Here is a 22,033-nt window from a genome sequence, read left to right as displayed (position 1 = left end):
GAATAAAACAGAGCTCCATATGTAAGCCGACATAGGCGCCTCTTCACTCCATAGCCCCAACCAACGGACTTCTCCTTATATGACCTTCAAAACCACCCGCCGTATTTTTTTGAAGACCGCCGGAGCCGCAACGACTTTGGCACTTCCCACAATCATTCCCGCCCATGTTCTTGCCGCACCGGGCCGTACTGGTGCCAACGGCAAGATCCGCGTCGGACTGATCGGTGCTGGAAATCGCGCTAAATGGCTAACAAGAGCACTCTCACGCGAAGGAAGCCGAGCCGAACTGGTATCGGTTTGCGATTGTTATCTGCCGCAGGTAGACCTTTTGGCTAACGAGCATCGTCAGAACATCAAGGCCGACCCAAAGTGGAATGTCTATCAGAATTACGAGGATCTGCTCGCCTCGGACGACTTGGATGCCGTCATCATCGCGACGCCTGATCATGCTCGCGTACGAGCCGCCGTGCTGGCATGTCAGCACGGATTGGATATCTACGCCGAAAAGCCGCTGAGCTACACGATTCCCGAAGGTCGTGCCCTAGTAAAAGCGGTTCGTAAGCATGACCGTATCTTACAAGTGGGAACCCAGCAGCGAAGTACCGCGATCAATCTTTATGCCTGCAAGTTTGTTCGAGAGGGGGGACTTGGCAAGGTTCATACCATTCTGGTCAAGAATATGCCTGGCTCACGCCCTGCCGATGGTTTGGAAATGCAAGCAATTCCAGAAGGCATGAATTGGGACCGGTTTTGTGCCCAGGCCCCCCTCATGCCATACAACGTTGACCTGCACCGCCGATGGCGGAAATACGATCCGTTCACTGGCGGAACCATCTGCGATCGTGGCGCCCATGCGCTCGACATGGTGCATTTGGCCATGGGGTGGGAAAACGTCGCTCCCAAGCGGATCGAACCAACACTTGCCGCAGACAACTACTGGGAGCGAGGAGTCCGGTTGTACTACCCCGACGGTACCGTCATTCGCCTAGAAAGTGACGGAGGCCCTGCGTTTGGTGGCATCTTTATCGGTGATAAAGCAAAGATGGAAATCAACCGCGGGCGATTCGCATGCAATCCGAAGGGATTATTGCCCGCGTTTGAAGGACAAGACACCGAGAGCCATGTTGCCAATTGGCTAGATTGCGTCCAGTCTCGCGAAGAACCTAACGCCCCGGTTGAGGTTGGCCACCTGGTGACAAGTGTTTCTCACCTCATCAATATCTGCCGAATCGTGGGTAGACCAATCGATTGGGATGCCGCGACGGAACAAATTGCTGGCGACCCGGAAGCGAACAAGTTACTGGATAAGGTACGACGACCGCAGTTCGCTTTGCCTCAGGTATAAATCGCCGAGCCCACGCCAATGTAAATCCATCCTGTTTCCATCGGAGTAGAATTCATGTTGCATAGAGTAGGTTGCCATCTCGTTTGGCTCAGGAACTCGCGTCTTGCAAGTTTCTGGATTGCGTTAATGGCCTTCACCTTGATTGTGAGTGGCGGCTCTCTCCAGGCAGCCGACTGGCAAGTATTGTTTGATGGGACCAGTCTCGAGGGGTGGACGCGTTCTCAGGACAACGATCAGTTTGCCCTTGAGGACAGCTTGATCGTAGGATCGAGTTCCGGCCAGACGCGGTTTTTGTACACGGAGAAAGAGTTCGCTGACTTCGAGCTCGAGTTCGATGTCATGCTTCACGATACCGACTTCAACTCAGGCGTACAGATCCGAACGAGTTTGTCCCGACTGAATGATAAGGGCGAGTCGAGGTTCTCGGTGCATGGACCGCAAGTCGATTTAGGGAAGTCGCCTGGTCGCTCCGGCTACATCTATGGGCAAGGTAATCGAGGATGGTTTACTCCCAAGGAGGCGTTGAAGAGCCACGATCTCATGAAGAACGGTCAGTGGAACAAGGTTCGCGTTCTAGCAGTCGGTCCTCGCATTCAGACTTGGATTAATGGAGAGATCGTCTCCGACTTGGTGAACCAAGAAGCGTACAAAAAGTATCCTCGTGGGGTCGTGGCGCTGCAAGTCCATGGGGTGAAGAACCCTGAGGAAAAGGTCCGTCATGTTTCCTTTCGGAACATTCGCATCCGCGAAGTCAAACAGTAGCACTCAGGCCGCCATGTCGAAGATCCTGCTATGTGCTGTGGCAATGAAGGAAGTGATTTTCCTGATAGGGTCCGCCATTTATGAAACATCTTGAATTGATGAGCGTGCTCGTCGTCGGACTTCTCTTCGGTTGTACTTCCTCGGCGTTGGCAGTCGACGCGCCTGCCGTCCACCTGTTCCTTTTGTCGGGGCAGTCCAACATGGCCAACCTGGACCCTGACCGGGTCTTCACCCTAGAACTGAAGAAGCACTTCGGTGCGGACAATATTGTGGTCGTGAAAGTCGCCAAGAGAGGGCAGCCGATCCGCCGCTGGTATAAAGATTGGAAGGTCACTGGAGACCAGAATTCGGCTGAAATAGGTGATCTGTATGAGTCGCTGATGAAAACGACGAAGGTGGCCATCCATGGCAAATCAATCCAATCCGTCACCCTGATCTGGATGCAGGGAGAGCGTGATGCGAAGGAACATCTTTCCGACCAATACGAGAAAGCTTTTCTTGGCATGCTGGAGCAAATTAAGAGAGACTTGAACGCCCAAGAGGTCAACTACGTCATTGGCCGATTGAGCGACTGGGGGTTAGGGAGGAAAGACTGGGACAAGATTCGGGAGGTCCAGCAGAAGCTGGGCGAAGCAGGCCCTCGAAGTGCATGGGTCAATACCGATGATCTTAATGATGACAACAAAGATCGAGACGGTACGCCACTGAAAGGGAGTAACCATCTTCACTACTCGATGGCCGGATATGACCAACTTGCCAAGCGGTATGTCGAGAAGGTCAAAGAGTTTGTCAAATAGGGCCGTTGCCATCCTGTGTTTATGAGAAGCAAGTTGTCAAACAATGAGAGCGAGCAATCCATGAGATCCGTAAAGATAAGTCTTTTCGTTTGCTGTCTGGCCGCGGCTTGGGCCCAGCTTTTAGCAGAAAGATCGTTGTATGCCGACGAAGCCAAGACCAAGCCAAACGTACTGTTCCTTGTTGCCGATGACATGAACAGCTGGCCGCTGGGCGACGCAACGCGTTATCAAGGTAAAGTGAACGCGCCGAACATCGATCGGTTGGCCCAAAGTGGCGTGAATTTCACCCGGGCGTACACGGCGGCGCCGGTCTGTTCTCCCTCGCGTACGGCATTCTTCTCTGGCGTCAGCCCGTGGAAATCAGGGCATTACCATAATGCCTTGCAGGTTCGTGATAGCAAGCCACTCAACGAAGCGTTGTCGCTTGCCGGCATGTTTAAAAAGGCCGGTTACCACACGGCCTCTTTCGGAAAGATCACGCACGGCTGGGATCAACGTGAACATTGGGATGTCCGATTGGGACATAAGCGAGATCCAGCGCCGCCGGGAGCCCCTTTGACCGCCGTTGGTAAGGGAGAGCAGGACTGGGGCCCCATTCATCTGCCTGAAGCACAAATGAATGACTCGAAGAACGCCGATGCTGCGATCACCGAGCTACAACGCCAACACGACAAACCATTTTTCATTGCCTTTGGGACATTTAATCCGCATATGCCGTGGTATGTCCCGCAGAAATACTTTGACATGTTTCCCATTTCGGAGATCGCAACACCTGAGTTGAAGAAGGACGATCTGGACGATGTGCCCCCCTTGGGAAAAGCTCTTACCGAAGGCAAGAGTCGCTTTGTGGATGCCGTTCTCGAGCATGGCCTACATAAGGAAGCGGTCCAGGCCTACCTGGCGACGATTGCTTACGCCGACGCTCAAATCGGACGTGTTCTCAATGCGCTGGATGAAAGTCCGCACAAGGACAATACGATCGTTGTGTTATTGACGGATCATGGCTTTCATCTGGGCGAGAAACATCACTGGCAAAAAGCTACCCTTTGGGAAGAAGGAACCCATAGCCTGCTGATGATTCGCGTGCCAGGTATGACACCACAAGGGCAGCCAAGTGAGCGTTTTGTTTCGCTTCAAGACATCTACCCCACATTAGCCGAAGTGTGCGGGACGGAAGCACCTGATTACATCGACGGAAAGTCGCTTGTGCCTCTGCTCAAGGATCCGAACGCCCCCTGGCAAAGCACTGCAGTGACCTGTCTCAGTGGAGATTCTTCGCAGGGTTACATCACCATCCGCAATGACCAAGGAAGGTACATCCGCTATGGCGACGGGCAGGAAGAGTTCTACGACTCGGCCCAAGACCCACACGAGTGGACCAACGAAATCGACAATACTCGCTTCGCCAGCACCATCGAGGCGTTGCGAAACGCTTTGCCAAGTCTTACTGAGATGGCAAAGCCTCTGCCGCACGTGCGAAGGAAATAGGGTTGCGATCAGTGGTTTTCAGGTCATTTACTTCCTTCAGTCTTACGAACCATAACCCGTCAATACGACCTATTCAAAGCAGTGTTTCCATGATGCGGATATTTCTCGGCTTGCTTTTCGGGCTATCTTTCTGTCTTCCGGTGTACGCGGCAGATAAGAAGCCCAATGTATTATTTCTGGCAGTCGATGATATGAACGACTGGGTCGGATGCTTGGATTCGACGCCTCAGGCGATCACACCGAATATCGATCGGTTGGCTGCCCGGGGAGTCAATTTCACCAATGCGCATACAGCCGGCGTGTTCTGTGCCCCAAGCCGTGCGGCTATTTTCACCGGGCAATATGCATCGACGACCGGTTGTTATCAAGAAGCGACCTACTTCGTTGAACACCCTGAAATTGAGCCGCTGCAAGTCAGCTTTTCCAAGGCTGGTTACAAGACGCTTGGCGCTGGCAAGTTGTTTCATCATCCCGTTGGTTTGGTCGACAAACGCGGCTGGGATGAATTCTACTTGAGAAGCCAGACTCAGCGTAAACGAGGTTGGGATCTGGATTCGTGGGGTGAAGATACGCCTTTTCCCATGCCATTTCCCAATAGTATCTACAACCGAGGCCAAGAGATTACTGGAGGACTCTTCCTGGAATGGGCTGGCATCCCGAATGATCGGGAAGAACAAATGGCCGATACCCAGCGAATCAACTGGGCCGTAGCAAAGCTTCACGAAAAACACGAGCAACCTTTCTTTCTGGCAGTGGGGATCTATGCTCCTCACTATCCAAATTACTGCCCGCAGAAATACTTTGACCTTTACGATCCTAAATCCATCGAGCTTCCTCCATACAAGACAGATGACCTTGAGGACCTGCCTCTGAAGATAAAGCGAATGAAGACGGCCCGTTCTCGAATTCATCAGAAGCTGGAAGAACTGGATGCTGTTGACGATGCCATCCTTGGATATCTGGCTTGCATCAGCTACGCCGATGCGATGATGGGACGGGTATTGGATGCCCTGGATGCGAGTCGCTATGCGGAAAACACAATCGTGGTGCTGTGGAGCGACCACGGTTACCACCATGGCGAGAAGGGAGACTGGGGAAAGCATACGCTTTGGGAACGGACCTCTAATGTCCCATTTGTCTGGGCCGGCCCAGGCATCGCACAAGGACAAGAGCCGGATGCCACCGTCAGCTTGATCGATATCTATCCGACACTAGTCGACCTTTGTGGATTGCCCCAGCCACACCAATCCCTAGAGGGCGTGTCTCAGGCAAGGGTTCTCGCAGATCCAACTTCCGCGAAAGATCGAAATGTGCTGCTTCCGCATATGAATCCCGGTGAGTTCGCCATTATCAACCGCGACTGGCGGTATATCAGTTATGGCAACGATGGTGAAGAGCTGTATGATCTGAAGTCCGACCCCAATGAATGGCACAATCTAGCCGGCGACCCTGCGTTCACCGCCAAGAAGACAGAAATGCGAGAGCGTGCCCCCGCAGCATTTGCTTCGCCAGCACCTAAACTTAACCCTCGAAAAGATCTCGTGATCGATGGAGATACTTTTTACTGGGAAAGAGGCAAAGGAAACTATTTGCCCCCGCCCAAATATCTGCCATATACCGATCCAAAATAGATATGGTTCGTCGCACAAGAAGTAGATTAGCGAAAGGGATCCCGCGGAAAGTGGGCGCAACGCTGTCGTCACGATTGATGGTTAGCGACTGCAGCTTTATGACGACAGGTGACTTGACTGGGATACTGCCTAGCTTGGCACCGTTGCGGGATCAAAAAAAGTGCGGAATGGCCGAATCGGTCAGCTGGCTCTCTTCGATAGAAGGCTGAGCCAAGATGAGGTTGTCACACCTTACCATAATGCCCATTAGGAGATAGCCCGCACACGATGAAAGCAAAAAGAGAAGAGGTCTTGCGTAAGATTTTGGTTTGCACTTCACAGGTCTTCCTTTGCGCAATGTTGATCTTCAGTGGAAAGTTGGCCATAGCAGCCGACCGGCCAAACATTGTTGTCTTTTTGACAGATGATCAAGGCTACGGCGATCTTGGTTGCTTCGGATCCGAGTCTCTCGAGACTCCGAACATTGACCAACTATGTAAGCAAGGGATGAAGTTCACCGACTTTTATGTGCATCAGCGCTGTTCGCCAACTCGACTGGCATTGATGACGGGCTCGCACGCGCATCGCGCTGGCTGTACCAAAGTCATTTATAACAAAGACCGCATAGGAATTAACGCGGACGAGGTAACGACGCCAGAGCTGTTGAAATCCGCAGGCTACACCACGGGAATCGTTGGGAAGTGGCATCTCGGAGAATGGGACACATTTAATCCAACTCGTCATGGCTTCGACTTCTTCTACGGATTCATGATTGATCTCGATCAGGGCACCGGCATATACAGGAACCTGAACCGTGTGGAATCCATCAAGCGAAAGACCGACGGGGAGCATTCGCCGAAACTGCTCGACGCGGCAATCGGCTTCATCAAGGAAAACAATGAGCGTCCATTCTTTCTTTACTATGCATCTCCGCTGCCACACACTCCGTGGATCCCTAATGAACGTTTTCAAGGGACATCACAGCGAGGTACCTACGGTGATGTGATTCGCGAAATCGACTGGCAGGTCGGTGAACTCATGAGAACTCTCGAAGAACAAGGCTTGACGGAGAAAACACTATTCATCTTTGCCTCGGATAACGGTCCGGTACTCGGCATAAATGGCGGCGATGCTGGCCCGTTTCGCGACGGTAAGTGGACCGATTTCGAGGGTGGGATACGCGTTCCGTGCATCATGCATTGGCCGGGCACCATTACACCGGGTGCAAACTGCGGTCAGATCACTGGGATCATCGACTTGTTGCCGACGTTCTGTGCGATCGCTGGAGTCGACCCGCCGGTCGACCGAGTCATTGACGGTCGAAACATTCTGCCGTACCTCAAGGGCGCAGACGTTAGGACACCCATTCACGAGTCATTCATTGTTCCCGGTTCTGTGATTCGTCACGGACGATGGAAACTGCTAGTTCGCGAATTAAATCCGGGTGGTAAGAGCGGCCGAGAAGGTAAACGACCATCAGCTCGGGCGGGATCGCTATTTGACCTGGAAGCCGATCCGGGAGAGACCCGTGACGTTTCGGCCGACCATCCTGAAATCGTCGCAGACTTGCAACGCAGGATGGAGTTAGCGGTCGAGGAACTCGAAGCCAACAGTCGACCGATTGGACGTCTTCCCGATGATCACGCTTCAGAAACTCGAAGGAAAGAAAGGAAAATGGAAACGCAGCAGATGTGACGTAAGGTCGTACTGTCGATGCTTTCAACGCGCCGTTGACTCATCGATGAACATGCCGCAATTGATTGTAAATGATCTTTTGATGTCTGCGTACGAAATCGAATTCCTCCGCCAGGCATTTTGCCACTAATTCCGGGACTTCCGTTGGTCGCCCCGACCGGATTGGGGGCGCAGATATCAAGAAAAGTCATCCGTGATTGATGGAATTCAATGTTGAACGAAGGAGTTTAACATCATGAGACGAGCCAAGAGTCTCGCTCAGATTACCACGCTAGTCACCAAGCTGGCGATGTGTGTAATGCTCACGTCTATTTTGCTTGCAGGTATCGCGCAGGGCGCGGATCGGCCCAACATTATTCTGATCATGGCCGACGACATCGGTGCCGAAGGTTTGGGTTGTTACGGCAGTACGATTTACACCACACCTAACCTTGATCGGATGGCGAACGAGGGAGTCCGTTTCAATAACGCTTACGCGACTCCGCTCTGCACTCCGACTCGCGTGATGATCATGAGCGGGCTGTACCCAAACCGTACAGGGTTCCAGGCATTGATAGGCAAGCGTGAAGGTGTTCGTATGCCTGCGAGTATCAGGACATTCGGGCACTACTTCCATGACGCCGGCTACCAGACGGCCATTGCCGGGAAGTGGCAGCTCGGAAAGTTCGATGAGTTCCCCAACCAGCCGATCGAGCACGGCTTCGATCATTATTGCATGTGGACCTGGCTCTACGACGGCGAGAAGACCAGCCGTTACTACAGTCCTCATTTATACCAAGACGGCAAGGTTATTGAGGGAGCCGAGACGGACTTTGGTCCAGACCACTACAGCAATTATCTGCTGAACTTCATTGACCAGAACAAGGACAAGCCATTTTTCATCTATTATCCGATGGCGCTAGTGCATTCTCCTTTCGTTCATCCACCGAAGCTGGAAGAGCCTGCACGAAGCAAGTATACGGATGATCTCGATAAGCCAACTCAAGCATACGGTCACATGATTACCTACATGGACAATATCGTTGGCAAGATCCTTTCCAAACTCAAAGAGCACAGACTTGAGAAGAACACGCTGGTCTTGTTCACCGGCGACAATGGCACCGATCACCGAATCACCAGCAGGTTGCCTGACATGTCCATAAGAGGCGGTAAGGCAACAATGACCGAAGCAGGGACGCGAGTGCCGTTGCTGGCATGGTGGCCGAACACGATTGAACCAGGCGTGCGTGATGAACTATTTTGCCTCGTCGACGTGCTGCCTACCATTACTTCGGTCGCAGGCATCAAACTCGAAGGCCAGGTCGATGGCATGGATCTGTCGCATAACCTGACGGGGGCCGCCGGCCGAGACCGTCGTCACGTGCTAATCAACTACGGCAAGGGATACTTCGTGCGGGAACAACGCTTCCGCATCAACCAGGATGGCGTGCTGTACGACATTCCGATCACATCAGATAAAGAACGCTACCTCGAGAAGAAGACGTCACGTGGCGAGTATGGCGACGAACGTGATCGGCTTCAGATGGCCCTTGACGAATTCATGGCTATCGAGAAGGAGTATATTTTGGAAGACTAACACTGACTCGTTGCTTGATCGTCCGTTTCCTATCGAAGCAACGCCCAACGATAGGGCGAGCATATTGGCCACTTCGGCAACCGAATCGTCGTGAAATCGGACCAGAATACAAAGAAGATCGCCACGAATTCTCTCATTGCATTCAGACCTAGAATAACAATACGATGACGAAGATCCGTTGGCATCGCCATTTTGCCTGCCTTTGCTCAAGCTCGTTCAAATATCTTACGTAACGATTGTGATCATGAAGCCCTGCCATTTAAACAAACGCGTCTCTGTATACTGTATCCCTTTGTTCACTGTTTTCCTTATGGTTGCCAGCACGGACCTTTCTGCGGCAGATAAATCGAAAAAACCAAACATCCTACTGATCGCGGTCGATGATCTGAATGACTGGATAGGCGTACTTGGAGGACACCCTCAGGCAACCACGCCGAACATCGATCGTCTGTCCAAGAAAGGGGTTCTCTTTGCCAATGCTCATTGCCAGTCGCCGGTATGTAACCCGTCCAGAGCGAGCATGATGTCGTCAACCTATCCGGAGACGTCAGGTATCTATTTTCTTAATCCGCCCTTCGCGACATCGCCCGTAGCAGAAGAAAGGACGATGATGCCAATCCGGTTCCATGACGAAGGCTATGATGTGTCTGCTGCCGGAAAGCTGTATCACAATGCAGAGAACAAGCAATACTTCGCCAGTTACGCTGGATCATTCGGCGGATTCGGTCCGCTACCTAAGAAGAAACTCTCCTCCTTTAAGGGAGTGAAGCTTTGGGACTGGGGTGTCTATCCGGAAAGAGACGAGCAAACGCCGGACTATCGAATCGCACAGTGGGGAGCACAGCAACTGAAAAAGGAATTTGATACGCCATTTTTTCTGGGAGTTGGCTTCTACCGTCCCCACGTGCCCCAGTATGCGTCACAGAAGTGGTTTGACATGTACCCGCTTGAATCTATGCAACTGCCTTCAGTTCCCAAGGATGATTTAAACGACCTCTCAATTTACGCCATCAACCTGACCCGTCTTAAACATATTGCCCCGACGCAAGATTGGGTAAGCGAAAACAATCAGTGGAAGCCGCTCGTTCAATCCTACCTGGCCTGTGTGAGCTTCGTCGATGAGCAAGTCGGCAAGGTTTTAGATGCGTTAGAAGCGAGCCCGTACGCTGACAATACTTATATCGTGTTGTTTTCCGACCATGGTTTTCACCTTGGGGAAAAGGAACGTTGGGCGAAACGCTCACTATGGGAAGACTCGACACATGTTCCACTGATCATCGCTGGTCCCGGAATACCTAGTGGTCAGATATGTAAGAAACCGGTAGAACTCGTAGACATCTACCCGACTTTGTTGGAATTATCCGGTTTGAAACCGGATTCACGGCTTGAGGGGCATTCACTGCTGTCGCTCTTGAAAAACCCGAAGGCAGATTGGCCCCACATGGCTCGGACCAGCTTTGGCCCCGGCAACTGCAGCATACGCTCGGAAAGATACCGCTTTATCCGCTATAACGACGGGAGTGAAGAGTTCTACGATCACAACAGCGATCCGCATGAGTGGAACAATCTCATTAGCCACTCGGAGATGAAGACGGTGATCGAGCAGCATCGTAAGCACCTACCGCAAACCAGTCATCCAATCCTCGGAGAGGGATCCACGGGGCACAAAGCGTTTCACGCGAGTAGTGTTCCATCCAGAGATGGTGCTTCCAACTAGCACGGCCAATTAAAAAGCCGCTGATACGCAACAACGTAGATCAATAGTGTTTTCGTGTTTCAGCGGAATCGAATGCCAGAGAGAGGCTGTCCATGCGAGAGGAAACGTTTCTGGTAACCCCTGATTATTCGCGAAGGGTTCGACTCGCTCACGTGGAGACCGACCCGGGCTCGGAATTCACAGTGCTCAGAGACGGCGTTGCTTTCTGAACTGGGTTGGGGTCATTCCTAACTCGCGTTTGAAAAGGTCGTACATGCGCATGGCGGAACCGAACCCAGCGTCCCGGGCGATATTCTTCAATGAACGATTGCTCTGAACCAGTTCTCGCTTGGCACGTTCCAGCCGGACTCTGCGAATGGTAGCCGCGATGGACTGATCCAAGACTTTCCGAAATCGATTCTGCAATGTCCGTGTTTCCACGCTCAGTGCCCTGGCGACGTCGTCTTGGCCAATTCTACGATGGCTATTGGAAGCGATGAAAGACAAAGCCGCAGCAATCAACTCATCTTCGGTGATAAGGAAGTCAGTCGACTCCCGTACGACGATTCCTTGAGGCGGAACATGCACGGTATTTTCCAGCAAATGCTCGCCATTCATCAAGCGATGTAAGAGCTTGGCTGCTTCATATCCCACGCGTTCATACCCCATTTCCATGCTCGTGATGGAAGGACGCGGACTTTCGCAAAGCGTTTCCTCGTTTCGACCGGCAATCATCACGACGTCTTCTGGAATGCGCCAACCCCGCTCCTTACATTTCTGAACGACAATTCGCCCGACGCTGTCCGCCCCGATAAATGTACCGACGGGTAGTTCCCACTTATCCATCCAGGTCGCAATCGTTTGGTTGAAGGTCCGCCACTGGGATAGTGAGTCCGAGAACATTCGCGACATCCAGGCAACCTCGCAGGCATGGCCTTGGTCGCGGATCGTTTCGACGAACGATTGCATTTCGAGATAGTCAGCGGAGTCTCGGCGGGAACCGAGAACAGCAAAGTTGCAAAGTCCACGGGCAAGCAGGTGTTCGGCTCTCAGTCTTCCGGACGCTTGATAATCGGGGTAAACGCCGGGAATCTCGTCACGCAAGGCCGAACTACTCCATACATTCACCAAGGGGACGTTCAACTTGTCGCAGCGCTGGGCCAGCGACTTCGTTGCCCTGGCGATAACGCCATCATACGGAATCGCCGTACCGCGGCGTGAAGGTAGTGAGTCGAGCGCATACTCGTCGATGACGGACTCCCAGCCTTGTTCGTCAAAGTATTGCTGCGTCCCCGCATATACGCTGGCATGCCGTTTGTAGGCCCAGTCAAGCTCTAGAACGAGGGCAACTCGACGTGTATTGCCTTTCATAAGCATTCCCGAAAACGAGGATCTTTTTCCTGAAAACGAGGTTCGCAACGATTAATATTAGTCTATGTATGTTTTTTTGCATTGCCGAATCCATGCTCTCGCTAGGGATCGTCCCAAATAAATCCATACACCTCGTTCCGACATCTGTCGTTTATTCCTATCAGGTTTGTAGCCGTTGGAAAATCAGATGGAGAACCGGTCGAACGGATTTCCTTCTAGCGCCGGTTTCAAAACCGTTTTCGAGAGCGAGATTGTTAGGTCGAATGCCTGATGCAAGGAGGCCGGAGCAGGCGAATCCACGAGATTCGTCGATGCACGCCGACGAAGCGGCAGCGTTCGAGATGACAATCGCAGCCGTAATAAGGTTTTGAAACAGGCTCTATGGAATTGAACAACGAATCCAAAATGATGGGCGTTTCCGAGTACAAGCTGTACGAGATCGGGGATGCCCTGAATGTCACCGAGAATGGATTGGCATTTGATTACGACATCATCTACGACGGAGACGTCCCCCCTCCTTGAGCACTCACCTGTCAAGATATTTGTTAGCCAAGAGCTTCCTGGCGTAGGTTGAATCGCGTCATTTCCACCTCCCGTTATCCTCTCGCAACTTTCCGTCGACCAATAAAATCCCTCCCATTCGTTTTCAACTCAATAAACCGTTCCTATGAAGACACAAATCCGGCAATGGATGGTTTCCATCGTTCTGGGGATCATCATCATCTTCACGCAACAGTTACTCGCTCAGAAAATGCCGCGCGAGGACGTCATTGATGTCCCCGCGATTGGTGATGGACTATGCGTGAGTAATTTGTTCCAGACCAATATGGTTCTGCAACGTGATAAACCAATCCACATCTGGGGATGGGCGAAACCTGGCGAAGAAGTCACCGTCAGCTTTGCAGACGAAATGGCGACAACAACGGCTGGTAAGGACCGCGCTTGGAAAGTTTCCCTTACCGCCATGGCTGCCAACAGTGCTCCGCAAAGGATGACGGTCCGCGGTGAGAGCGAGACAGTTGTGCTCGATAATCTACTTATTGGCGACGTCTGGGTTCTCGGTGGTCAAAGCAATATGGAATTTGAGTTGGCGAAGGTCGAGAATGGGCAGCTGGAAATTGCGTCGGCAAACTTTCCCTTGATCCGGATTCTGTCGATTCCGCACGACCAAGGCCCGGAAGAAAAACAGAGCTTCGCCCGTCTTCATCAATGGAGCGACTGGTCAAGTCGCCACTTTCGCAAGGGTGACTGGGATGTCTGCACGCCCGAGATCGCACGCGAGTTGTCGGCCATCGGCTATGTATTTGCCCGTCGAATTCATATGGCCAGCAACATTCCAATTGGCGTGATCGATGCCAGTCGAGGAGGAACCACCGTCGAGACGTGGACTCCAATGAGTGTGCTTCGCTCACTCGATAGCAAAGCTACCCAGGCCAAGCTGTCGCAGTTCGATATTAAGGTTTCCGAGTGGGATGCAGAGGATGACCTGAACAAACGCATCGATCAGCACAACAATTGGCTGGAAAAGCAGCGTGAAGAAGGAAAGGAAATCCCAGCCGATCGACTGGAAGCTCCAAACGATTTGCGAGTTGGTCCTCTTGGCGATGCCAACTATCCCGGCAATTGTTACGCAGGAATGATCGCGCCGTTGGCCGGACTCTCGATCAAGGGAGCGATTTTCCACCAAGGTTTCAATAACGCTTTTGATGGCTCCACGGGGGCAGAAATGTATCGCGATGTCTTTCCGGAGATGATCAAGGCATGGCGAAGTGCTTTCAATACGCCTGACATGCCATTTGGCATACTCTCACTCTGTACCGCCGGTGATCCCCAAACGCGTGACAACTACTGCGAAATGATGTTTGACGCTGGCGTTTACATACGTGCCGCACAGTACGAAACGTTTTTGGATCTTTACCGTGCGGATGACAAGCAAATCGGTTTTGTAAGTACGTATGATCTCCGTCGGCGATGGTACCATCCGCAGCTCAAGGTGCCGGCCGGCGAGCGAATTGCCCGCTGGGCCTTGGCAACACAGTATGGATTTGATCGGCAGCTCCAATGGAAGCCACCCATGCTGGACGGCACAGAGACCGCCAGCAATGAGCTGCGCCTCACATTTGACACCCAGGTCGGAGACCCAGAAGAAGGGGAAATTCAGGGCTTTGCGATTGCAGGAGAGGACCGCAGGTTTCATCCGGCAAACGTTACCTATGCGGTCAAAGGTCAGGACGACCGAGGGCGAACGCAATACGATCGTCGTCAGCTCATATTGACCAGCCCGCTGGTCCCTAATCCGCTTCACTTTCGCTATGCATGGGGTCGAAATCCACTAGCTAATTTGCAAGCGATCGGAAATCTGGATCTTCCATTCGCTACGCAGCGGAGTGACGACTGGGCGTTGGAATTTGTTCCCAAGGGTGTGCTTAGTGCGGACACGGAGCTGCCAGTTTCTCGAGGAGACCGGGGCAAGATCATCCAAGCTCTCCGCGAACAAGACGAGATGCGGCGAATTGAAGAAGCAAAAGCTGTCCTCGAATCAGCTCAGAAGGGATGAGGCTTTGCCACCGAAACGAATGTCGCGGAGGTTCAAAGCACCTTGCAACATTCCGCGCATAATAGAAGATTAGGCAACCAATGAAAACTCTTTCACTCACGGCACTCATTGTTTTGCTGTCCGGATCGCAGCTTGCCGAGGCGGCACCTAGTGCATCGATTCCTGTACCCACAGAAGTTCAGGCCACGTTGGCTAATCATTGCAATGGCTGTCATGGTGAGGATGCTAGTGAAGGTGGCGTACGCTTCGATAACCTCAATCAGCTCAACGTCGAAACACAGCTCAGCTTATTGAACCGTGCCCAAGATCAGCTCTTCTTTGGACTGATGCCGCCCGAGGATTCGGATCAACTTGCACTTGGCGATCATAAACGACTAGCTGATTGGATGCGTGGTGAACTGCAGGGGCATGGCGTTTCCCAGCTAGATGCAAGACTTCCATATCTAGGCAATGGCAACCTAGTCGACCATGAACAACTCTTCTCTGGTGAGGTCACCGACAAGGCCTACACGCCGGCACGACGCTGGCGCGTGCGACCGCAGATCTTTCATGAGCGCGTGATTGACCTCTTTGAATTGTCGGGACGCGAACGGGACTTTTATTCGAAGCAGGGCAGGGCGTTTTATGGCGTGACGAACCCATTTATCTTGCCCGAGCGTTCCGGCGTCCGCGATTTCGACTTGTCCACGCTCGACGCTGGCCACCTTCTGGTCATGCTCGACAACGCGAAGTGGGTTTCGGAAAAGCAGACTCACCGCGCCCGCGTGTTGAATAAGGAGATGGAGGCCAATGAATTTCCCAATGAGAAAGATCGATGGTTGCCTCCTTCAACGCCGGGAGAATTCGAGGCTATCATTCTGAATGATTCCACTCCCTCCGATACAGATTTGATCGACGCGATACAAAAACAGTTTGGATTGGTTCTGCAGAGACCTGCGACACAACATGAGGTGAACAGCTACCTGGTGCTCACCAAGGAAGCAATCCAATTGAGCGGCAACACGGTAGGACTGCAACAGATGCTGACCGCTGTCCTCCTGGAATCAGAATTCTTATACCGCCTTGAATTTGGTGAGGGCCCGGCAGACGAATACGGCCGAATGAAGCTCTCTCCACGCGAAGCCGCGTATGCCATATCATACGCAATTGGTGATAGAAATCCTGATCGGAAGCTAATCGAGGCCGCTCAGCAAGGGCGGTTGACGACCCATGAGGATTATCGCCGCGAAGTGACGCGGCTTCTCAATGATGACAATTTCTATCGAGGACAAATTGATCCCTCGCTCAACGGCAAACACTATCAATCGAACGAGACGTCGCATCCCCGGATCGTCCGCTTCTTCCGTGACTTCTTCGGTTACCCAGGCGCGTTGAAAGTTTTCAAGGACAGCGGCCGCAGCGAAGGGAAGTATATGAATCCCGACCGGGGCAGCCAGGGTACGCCAGGTCGGCTCATTCTGGAGGCAGATCGCATCGTTACTCGTCACGTCGAAAAAGATGAGAACGTTTTCGAGAACCTGCTGACATTTGACGAGTTCTTCGTTTACCACGACAAAGACAACGAAACAGGTCGTAAGGTTCTCAGGGAGTGGCGCGAGGTCTACGAGGCCCTCAAAGACACGGAGTGGAAGACAGATCCCCAGCGAGTCCTGGACGAAAATCTAGATTTTCTGAAATCGCACGAAGCGATGCGTATCAAGGATGCATCCCGACCGGGGGAACTCGTCAACTATATGCACTATTTTGAAGAGTCATTCGGCCAGGGACGTAACCCATTTACCACCGTCCCTTGGGCACATGGTTACTACTTTCATCATGCGCCGTTTTACAATCTGCCGCCAACTCCCGTCATTGGGCGCTACGGTAGTTGGAGATCGTTGAAATATATCAGCGATCTAGCGCCAAAGGAATTTTGGGATTACCCGCCTGAGCAACCTTTCAAGATCCAACATCGCAAAGGCATTCTCACCCACCCAGCCTGGCTCATTGCTCATTCGTCGAATTTTCATACCGATCCGATCAAGCGAGGTCGTTGGGTTCGGGAGAAGTTATTGGCAGGTCGCGTGCCTGACGTACCGATCACCGTTGACGCCCAAGTTCCGGAAGATCCTCACAAGACGTTTCGTCAACGTGTCGAGATGGTGACGCAGCAAAGCGAATGCTGGAAGTGCCATAAGCAGATGAACCCGCTCGGCTTTGCGTTTGAGGTCTTTGATGACTTCGGACGCTTTCGGACGCACGAACCTCTTGAGAATGCGGAGAACTTGATTCGATCGGGTAATGGAAAATCGACTTTCGACGTCTACAAGACCGCGCCGATTGTCTCTCAAGGTGAATTGATCGGCACGGGAGACCCCAAGCTAGATGGTGAAGTCGCTGATGCGTTCGAGTTGATCGATCTTTTGGCCGAATCGGCAAAAGTACGGCAGTCAATTATTCGCCATGCGTTCCGCTTTTACCTGGGACGCAACGAAATGCTATCGGACTCGCAGACACTTATCGATGCCGATCGAGCCTATGTCTCCAGTGGTGGAAGCTTTAAAGCGGTCATCATTTCCTTGTTGACTTCCGATTCCTTCATGTACCGAAAGCCTTCCTAGAGTGTTGACCAGCTCGGTCAGCATGAGCCGCATTCATACGATTCAGGAGTAAAGGATGACATCACGACGCGACTTCTTGCAAACAAGCCTGTTCAGTGTGGGCGTTATGGCGATGATGAATCCGTCGCGCCTGATTGCCTCGGACGTTCGACCCCCTACGCGGTTCATCTTCATGCATCGCGGTAATGGCTTGTTTCCGAAAGTCATGGTCCCACCATCTTTCGATGATAAGCTGATGGAGAAGGAGTCACGCAAAGAGGCGTTTGAGGTCGATTTGGATGGGCACGAGTTGCCGCACTGGATGAGTCCACTCGCTGATCACGTCGATAACCTGACTATCCTCCAAGGACTCTCGGGAAAAATGTGTACGACCGGACACCATTCATGGTGTTCGTCACTTGGCGTTTATAAAGCCAATGAACGGATTAGTTCGATCAAATGGGCGACTGTTGACTTTGAACTGGCAAAGTTGTTTCCATCGCCTGTCGGTCATATTGAGCTGGCATGCTTTCCTCTTGGAGGAGGTAATGCCCGAGGTTCTCTCGATGGAATCGCCCAAGGCTTCTCTGCACGAGGTCCGCAGCAACCAAACTATGCCTATGGATCTCCCAAGATTGCCTTGGCGGAATTGTTCAAGTCGGTTGCGAAGGATCAATCGACGCAAAGCCAGTATCAACTGGATCGTATGTTATTGAAATTCATTGCCAGCAATGAGAACGCGCAGGCTCGTGGACTCGAGGGGCATGAAAAAGCTAAGATCGCGAATTACTCGGGGGCAATTGAAGAGATTCGCGGACGAAATGAGAAAATCGATGCCATGGCCGATGTGATCCGCCGACATATTCCCGAGTTGGATTCGAAGCATTTGAGTCCAGATGTGAGCACGTTCGATCGTCAAATCGGCCACACCGAAGTCCTTCTAGGTTCGCTAATTTCTGGCCTGACGAATGTTGCGGCCTTCACCGTGGATGAACTCGGTCACGAATATACAGGTATACCTGGACTCGAAGGCGAGAAAGTAAACATGCACGATATCGGGCATGGCAAATCGATAGGAGGAGTTGAAGCCGAGGAGATCCGAGCCCGGTGTCGTCATCATCATATGACGCTAGTCGAACGAATTGTTACGAGGTTAAAGAGCATTCCTGAAGGTAGTGGGACCATGTTCGACAACACGATGCTGTTCTACTTCCCAGACTCAGGCGAAACACATCACTCGCACGGGACAGAATTCCCATTCATCGTGATGGCCGGCAATAACTGCCGACTAGACCTTGGGAGGCGTTACATCCGACTTCCGAATTACGGGCAAGAGGGACACAAAACATTAGGCAACTGGTACACAACGATTCTTAATGCCTATGGCAACGGGGTCGAACATTTCGGTTCGCTTGACGTTGGGCTCCAGCATCTCGATCAAAAAGGGCCGATTCAACGATTCTTGATTTAATGGCAACAATGGTTGGCTGTTCTCGCTTGGTAGAGACCGTTTCTGGCTAACCTCCTCAGCAGGCATCCCCGGGCCTTGACCTGCCCCCTTCAGCCGCATCCATTCGGTAAATTAGTTTTTGCCGAATGCATGCTCATTTGAAGGGAGATTTCTTATGCCCAGAAGACGATTCACGCCCGAGGAGATCATCCAACATCTCCGCGAAGCCAATGGCTCTGGGCTGTCGCGGACGCGGCACGTCGGGAACGGTGGGTACTGTCGTTTCTGGCCTGCTATCAAAATTCTGATCCACTCGTTATGAAGTCTTTCAGCCGATTTTGGCAAGGAGGTTTCGACGATGTCAACCAAGAGACGCAAGCGGCATTCGCCTGATCAGATATCCAACGGGGCAATTGCATGGCAGTGATCCGCGAGGCATTTACAATAGAGATTCGCCATTCGAACTCTTCCTGCGAGATGTCCCCTCATGCTGCTACGTATTGGTCGTACATTCGTAATCTTAATTGGTCTGCTTTCCGGCAATGTTTTGGCCGACGAACTGTCTTCCGCAGGCTCGAATAAGAGCGATGCAGCGCCTAGTCAGTTGCCCAATATCGTGGTGATCCTTGCGGATGATCTTGGATGGAACTCCGTCGGCTACCATAACAAGGAATTCCAGACGCCGCATATCGATTCCCTGGTTGCCAGTGGAATTACGTTGAACCGGTTTTACGTCGCGCCGATGTGTTCTCCGACGCGGGCCGGCATGATGACCGGACGCTATCCGATTCGATTCGGCTGTGCCCGAGCCGTGATTCCACCTTACCGAGACTTTGGCCTGCCAACTTCGGAAGTAACCCTTCCCGAGATGTTGTCGATTCTTGGCTACGAGAATCGGGGCGTCTTTGGCAAGTGGCATCTAGGTCATCGCCGCGCGAAATGGCATCCACTGTCACAGGGCTTTACTTATTTCCATGGGCATTACAACGGTGCGATTGATTACTTTGACCTATCTAGGGATGGCGTGCGCGATTGGCACGTCGGATACGATTCGTCCGATGAAATGGGATACGCAACCGACCTGATTGCCGATGCTGCAACGAAGTGGATTAGACAGTCCGCTACTTCAGACGCTCCGTATTTTTGTTATGTGCCATTCAATGCACCCCATTCTCCGTATCAGGCCCCAGACGACGCCGTCGAACTTTATGGCAGTTTATCGGAAGTGAACGGCCGAGATGAAAAGCATCGAGAAATCTATAAGGCGATGATCGGCCGAATGGACGAAGGTATCGGGCGTATCTTACAAGCCGTGGATGCCACCGGAGAATCCGACAATACGATTGTTTGGTTCTTCAGCGACAATGGCGGCGTGGGCAACTTGCGAGGCATAAACAAACCGCTGAAAGGTTCAAAACTTACTGTGTTTGAAGGAGGAATTCGCGTGCCAGCGTGCGTTCGCTGGCCAGAGAAGATCAAGGCCGGGCAATCGACCGATGTCGTCTGCGGATACATCGATCTTTTGCCGACGTTGGTCGCAATTGCTGGTGGACAGTGTACCGATCTCACGGAGAAGCCCATCGATGGCATAGATCTGACCTCAGTTCTTGCGGCACCCGAGTCGACCGTTGCTGACAGGCCTTGGTTTTCGTATCACGGACAATCAGGAGCATCTTCTGAACACCTGGCAATCATCGATAAGGGATGGAAGCTGGTGGTCAATGGTCCTCATTTGACTAGCGTTAAGCAGTTGAGAAGTGGTTCAAATCAAGTTCATCTGTTTCATCTCGAGCAAGATCTGAACGAAACGACGAATCTAAAAGAACAGAGGCCGAAGAAGGTTAATCAACTAGCCAGGCAGTTGATCGAACACCGAGCACTACAACCTAAGGATGCGGTCCCTCCGTACGGGATCGGGCAGGCCGGCTTCATTCCGCCGCCACTCTGGAAATTGGATCCCAATGAACCTGAAGCGATTGTTGGTGGGTACGAAGCCGCCGAACCCAAATAGACGATATTGCAATGTCCGCTTGCAAACGCAGCTTGCTACAAATTAGGGTTAGACAACCTGAACACCATACCCTTGAACTTAGGAAGAAGGGAAGAAATGCGTCGAATCATACTTCTTGGTATCGCAATGCTGTTGCTCGCACTGCAAATCACGGACTTAGTGGCGCAGAACGCCAAGAAGAAGACACCACCGCCATTCAACTGGGTCAATCCACCTCGTATGTTGCCACCCGGTGTGCAGCATGGCGTTTTTAAGAGCCCATCGATGAAGCAGGATGTGGGTTACTGCATCTACCTGCCACCATCGTACGAAAAGGATACGGATCGTCGCTATCCGGTCGTCTACTACTTGCATGGGGGCCGACCAGGAAGTGAGGCCAAGAGTATTGGGCTGGCGAACTATTTCCAACGCTACATGACCAATTCGGAAGCGCCAGACATGATCTATGTGTTCGTCAACGGTGGTCCAGTGAGCCACTATAATCTTGCCGACCGTGAGAACGCGATGGGTGAGAATGTCTTCGTTTATGAACTGATCCCATTTATCGACAAGACGTATCGCACCATTGCCGATCGCAAAGGGCGTGGCCTCGAAGGTTTCTCGCAAGGAGGTCGCGGAACAACACGGATTATGTTCAAACATCCCAACCTGTTCTGTTCGGCTGCTCCAGGGGGATCGGGTTACGAAACCGAGAAGCGAATCTCGGAAGAGAACGGTCGCGAGAGTGAAAACCTGGTCTTCGCCCCCGGCGACAATACCTGGGATCTGGCACGAAATTATGCCGAAAGCAAAGAGCCCCCATTACGCATCATGTTGCACGTCGGCACCGAAGGGTTTAACTACAACAACAACCTGGAGTACATGAAGTTTCTCGAGTCGCTGAGAATTCCTTTCGAGCGAATTATCGTGGCAGGAGCCCCGCATAGCGCTCAGAAGATCTACGACAAACGTGGCCTGGAACTTGTTCAATTCCATGCCGAAAGTTTCCGCCGGTCCGGAGCCTTGCCGGCCCAATAAGCTGTTATGCGTCGAGACTTTGTGCTGCCGTAACCCTTTCGGTGTTGTCACTGCTCTATGTTTTGCTCGATAACGGTTC

15 protein-coding genes are annotated in these 22,033 nt (G+C 52.2%); 14 read left to right on the top strand and 1 reads right to left on the bottom strand.

What is annotated here, in order from left to right; genetic code table 11:
- Positions 1 to 79: 79 nt before the first annotated feature.
- The 8 genes from Pan97_RS13945 to Pan97_RS13910 all read left to right on the top strand — a co-directional run bounded on the left by Pan97_RS13945 (position 80) and on the right by Pan97_RS13910 (position 10,990).
- Positions 80 to 1,345, top strand: coding sequence for a Gfo/Idh/MocA family protein (locus Pan97_RS13945; RefSeq protein ID WP_144973498.1), 1,266 nt, complete (start codon positions 80 to 82; stop codon positions 1,343 to 1,345).
- A gap of 126 nt (positions 1,346 to 1,471) precedes the next feature.
- Positions 1,472 to 2,107, top strand: a complete 636-nt coding sequence (locus Pan97_RS13940) for a 3-keto-disaccharide hydrolase (RefSeq protein WP_144973497.1) — start codon at positions 1,472 to 1,474, stop codon at positions 2,105 to 2,107.
- An 80-nt stretch (positions 2,108 to 2,187) separates the two neighbouring features.
- Positions 2,188 to 2,904, top strand: coding sequence for a sialate O-acetylesterase (locus tag Pan97_RS13935; protein WP_144973495.1), 717 nt, complete (start codon positions 2,188 to 2,190; stop codon positions 2,902 to 2,904).
- A 60-nt stretch (positions 2,905 to 2,964) separates the two neighbouring features.
- The gene (locus tag Pan97_RS13930; protein ID WP_144973493.1) at positions 2,965 to 4,392 is read left to right on the top strand and encodes a sulfatase; all 1,428 of its coding nucleotides are present in this window, start codon (positions 2,965 to 2,967) and stop codon (positions 4,390 to 4,392) included.
- Positions 4,393 to 4,481: 89 nt separating this feature from the next.
- On the top strand, positions 4,482 to 6,023 hold the full coding sequence (locus tag Pan97_RS13925; protein ID WP_196782103.1) for a sulfatase: 1,542 nt from the start codon (positions 4,482 to 4,484) through the stop codon (positions 6,021 to 6,023).
- Positions 6,024 to 6,359: 336 nt separating this feature from the next.
- Positions 6,360 to 7,697, top strand: a complete 1,338-nt coding sequence (locus Pan97_RS13920; RefSeq protein ID WP_196782419.1) for a sulfatase-like hydrolase/transferase — start codon at positions 6,360 to 6,362, stop codon at positions 7,695 to 7,697.
- Between the two features lie 235 nt (positions 7,698 to 7,932).
- On the top strand, positions 7,933 to 9,273 hold the full coding sequence (locus tag Pan97_RS13915) for a sulfatase-like hydrolase/transferase (RefSeq protein WP_144973489.1): 1,341 nt from the start codon (positions 7,933 to 7,935) through the stop codon (positions 9,271 to 9,273).
- Positions 9,274 to 9,517: 244 nt separating this feature from the next.
- Complete coding sequence (locus Pan97_RS13910; RefSeq protein WP_165698752.1) at positions 9,518 to 10,990, top strand: sulfatase; 1,473 nt, start codon at positions 9,518 to 9,520, stop codon at positions 10,988 to 10,990.
- Between the two features lie 186 nt (positions 10,991 to 11,176).
- Here Pan97_RS13910 and Pan97_RS13905 read toward each other — a convergent pair whose 3' ends face one another.
- Positions 11,177 to 12,340 (bottom strand): substrate-binding domain-containing protein, encoded by a 1,164-nt coding sequence (locus Pan97_RS13905; protein ID WP_165698751.1) that lies wholly within the window; start codon positions 12,338 to 12,340, stop codon positions 11,177 to 11,179.
- A 381-nt stretch (positions 12,341 to 12,721) separates the two neighbouring features.
- Here Pan97_RS13905 and Pan97_RS26285 point away from each other — a divergent pair, with 381 nt between their 5' ends.
- From Pan97_RS26285 to Pan97_RS13880, 6 genes are all read left to right on the top strand, one after another.
- Entirely contained in the window at positions 12,722 to 12,862 is a 141-nt protein-coding gene (locus Pan97_RS26285) for a hypothetical protein (RefSeq protein ID WP_165698750.1), read from the top strand.
- Positions 12,863 to 13,007: 145 nt separating this feature from the next.
- Entirely contained in the window at positions 13,008 to 14,897 is a 1,890-nt protein-coding gene (locus Pan97_RS13900; protein WP_144973485.1) for a hypothetical protein, read from the top strand.
- Positions 14,898 to 14,977: 80 nt separating this feature from the next.
- Positions 14,978 to 17,497 (top strand): DUF1588 domain-containing protein, encoded by a 2,520-nt coding sequence (locus Pan97_RS13895; RefSeq protein ID WP_144973483.1) that lies wholly within the window; start codon positions 14,978 to 14,980, stop codon positions 17,495 to 17,497.
- 55 nt (positions 17,498 to 17,552) lie between these two features.
- Positions 17,553 to 18,947, top strand: a complete 1,395-nt coding sequence (locus Pan97_RS13890) for a DUF1552 domain-containing protein (protein ID WP_144973480.1) — start codon at positions 17,553 to 17,555, stop codon at positions 18,945 to 18,947.
- A 466-nt stretch (positions 18,948 to 19,413) separates the two neighbouring features.
- On the top strand, positions 19,414 to 20,937 hold the full coding sequence (locus Pan97_RS13885; RefSeq protein WP_144973478.1) for a sulfatase-like hydrolase/transferase: 1,524 nt from the start codon (positions 19,414 to 19,416) through the stop codon (positions 20,935 to 20,937).
- Between the two features lie 96 nt (positions 20,938 to 21,033).
- Entirely contained in the window at positions 21,034 to 21,954 is a 921-nt protein-coding gene (locus Pan97_RS13880; RefSeq protein ID WP_144973476.1) for an alpha/beta hydrolase, read from the top strand.
- The last annotated feature ends 79 nt before the right edge of the window (positions 21,955 to 22,033 follow it).

Source organism: Bremerella volcania (assembly GCF_007748115.1).
GTDB lineage: Bacteria > Planctomycetota > Planctomycetia > Pirellulales > Pirellulaceae > Bremerella > Bremerella volcania.
Note: the sequence above shows the minus strand (reverse complement) of the source record. Positions and strands in the feature narration are given on the sequence as shown.

Coding starts and splice junctions, on each gene's coding strand:
- Pan97_RS13900 (WP_144973485.1), top strand. CDS start 13,008: ATGAAGACACAAATCCGGCAATGGATGGTTTCCATCGTTCTGGGGATC.
- Pan97_RS13890 (WP_144973480.1), top strand. CDS start 17,553: ATGACATCACGACGCGACTTCTTGCAAACAAGCCTGTTCAGTGTGGGC.
- Pan97_RS13910 (WP_165698752.1), top strand. CDS start 9,518: ATGAAGCCCTGCCATTTAAACAAACGCGTCTCTGTATACTGTATCCCT.
- Pan97_RS13925 (WP_196782103.1), top strand. CDS start 4,482: ATGATGCGGATATTTCTCGGCTTGCTTTTCGGGCTATCTTTCTGTCTT.
- Pan97_RS13940 (WP_144973497.1), top strand. CDS start 1,472: ATGGCCTTCACCTTGATTGTGAGTGGCGGCTCTCTCCAGGCAGCCGAC.
- Pan97_RS13935 (WP_144973495.1), top strand. CDS start 2,188: ATGAAACATCTTGAATTGATGAGCGTGCTCGTCGTCGGACTTCTCTTC.
- Pan97_RS13905 (WP_165698751.1), bottom strand. CDS start 12,340: ATGAAAGGCAATACACGTCGAGTTGCCCTCGTTCTAGAGCTTGACTGG.
- Pan97_RS13895 (WP_144973483.1), top strand. CDS start 14,978: ATGAAAACTCTTTCACTCACGGCACTCATTGTTTTGCTGTCCGGATCG.
- Pan97_RS13885 (WP_144973478.1), top strand. CDS start 19,414: ATGCTGCTACGTATTGGTCGTACATTCGTAATCTTAATTGGTCTGCTT.
- Pan97_RS26285 (WP_165698750.1), top strand. CDS start 12,722: ATGGAATTGAACAACGAATCCAAAATGATGGGCGTTTCCGAGTACAAG.
- Pan97_RS13945 (WP_144973498.1), top strand. CDS start 80: ATGACCTTCAAAACCACCCGCCGTATTTTTTTGAAGACCGCCGGAGCC.
- Pan97_RS13880 (WP_144973476.1), top strand. CDS start 21,034: ATGCGTCGAATCATACTTCTTGGTATCGCAATGCTGTTGCTCGCACTG.
- Pan97_RS13920 (WP_196782419.1), top strand. CDS start 6,360: ATGTTGATCTTCAGTGGAAAGTTGGCCATAGCAGCCGACCGGCCAAAC.
- Pan97_RS13930 (WP_144973493.1), top strand. CDS start 2,965: ATGAGATCCGTAAAGATAAGTCTTTTCGTTTGCTGTCTGGCCGCGGCT.
- Pan97_RS13915 (WP_144973489.1), top strand. CDS start 7,933: ATGAGACGAGCCAAGAGTCTCGCTCAGATTACCACGCTAGTCACCAAG.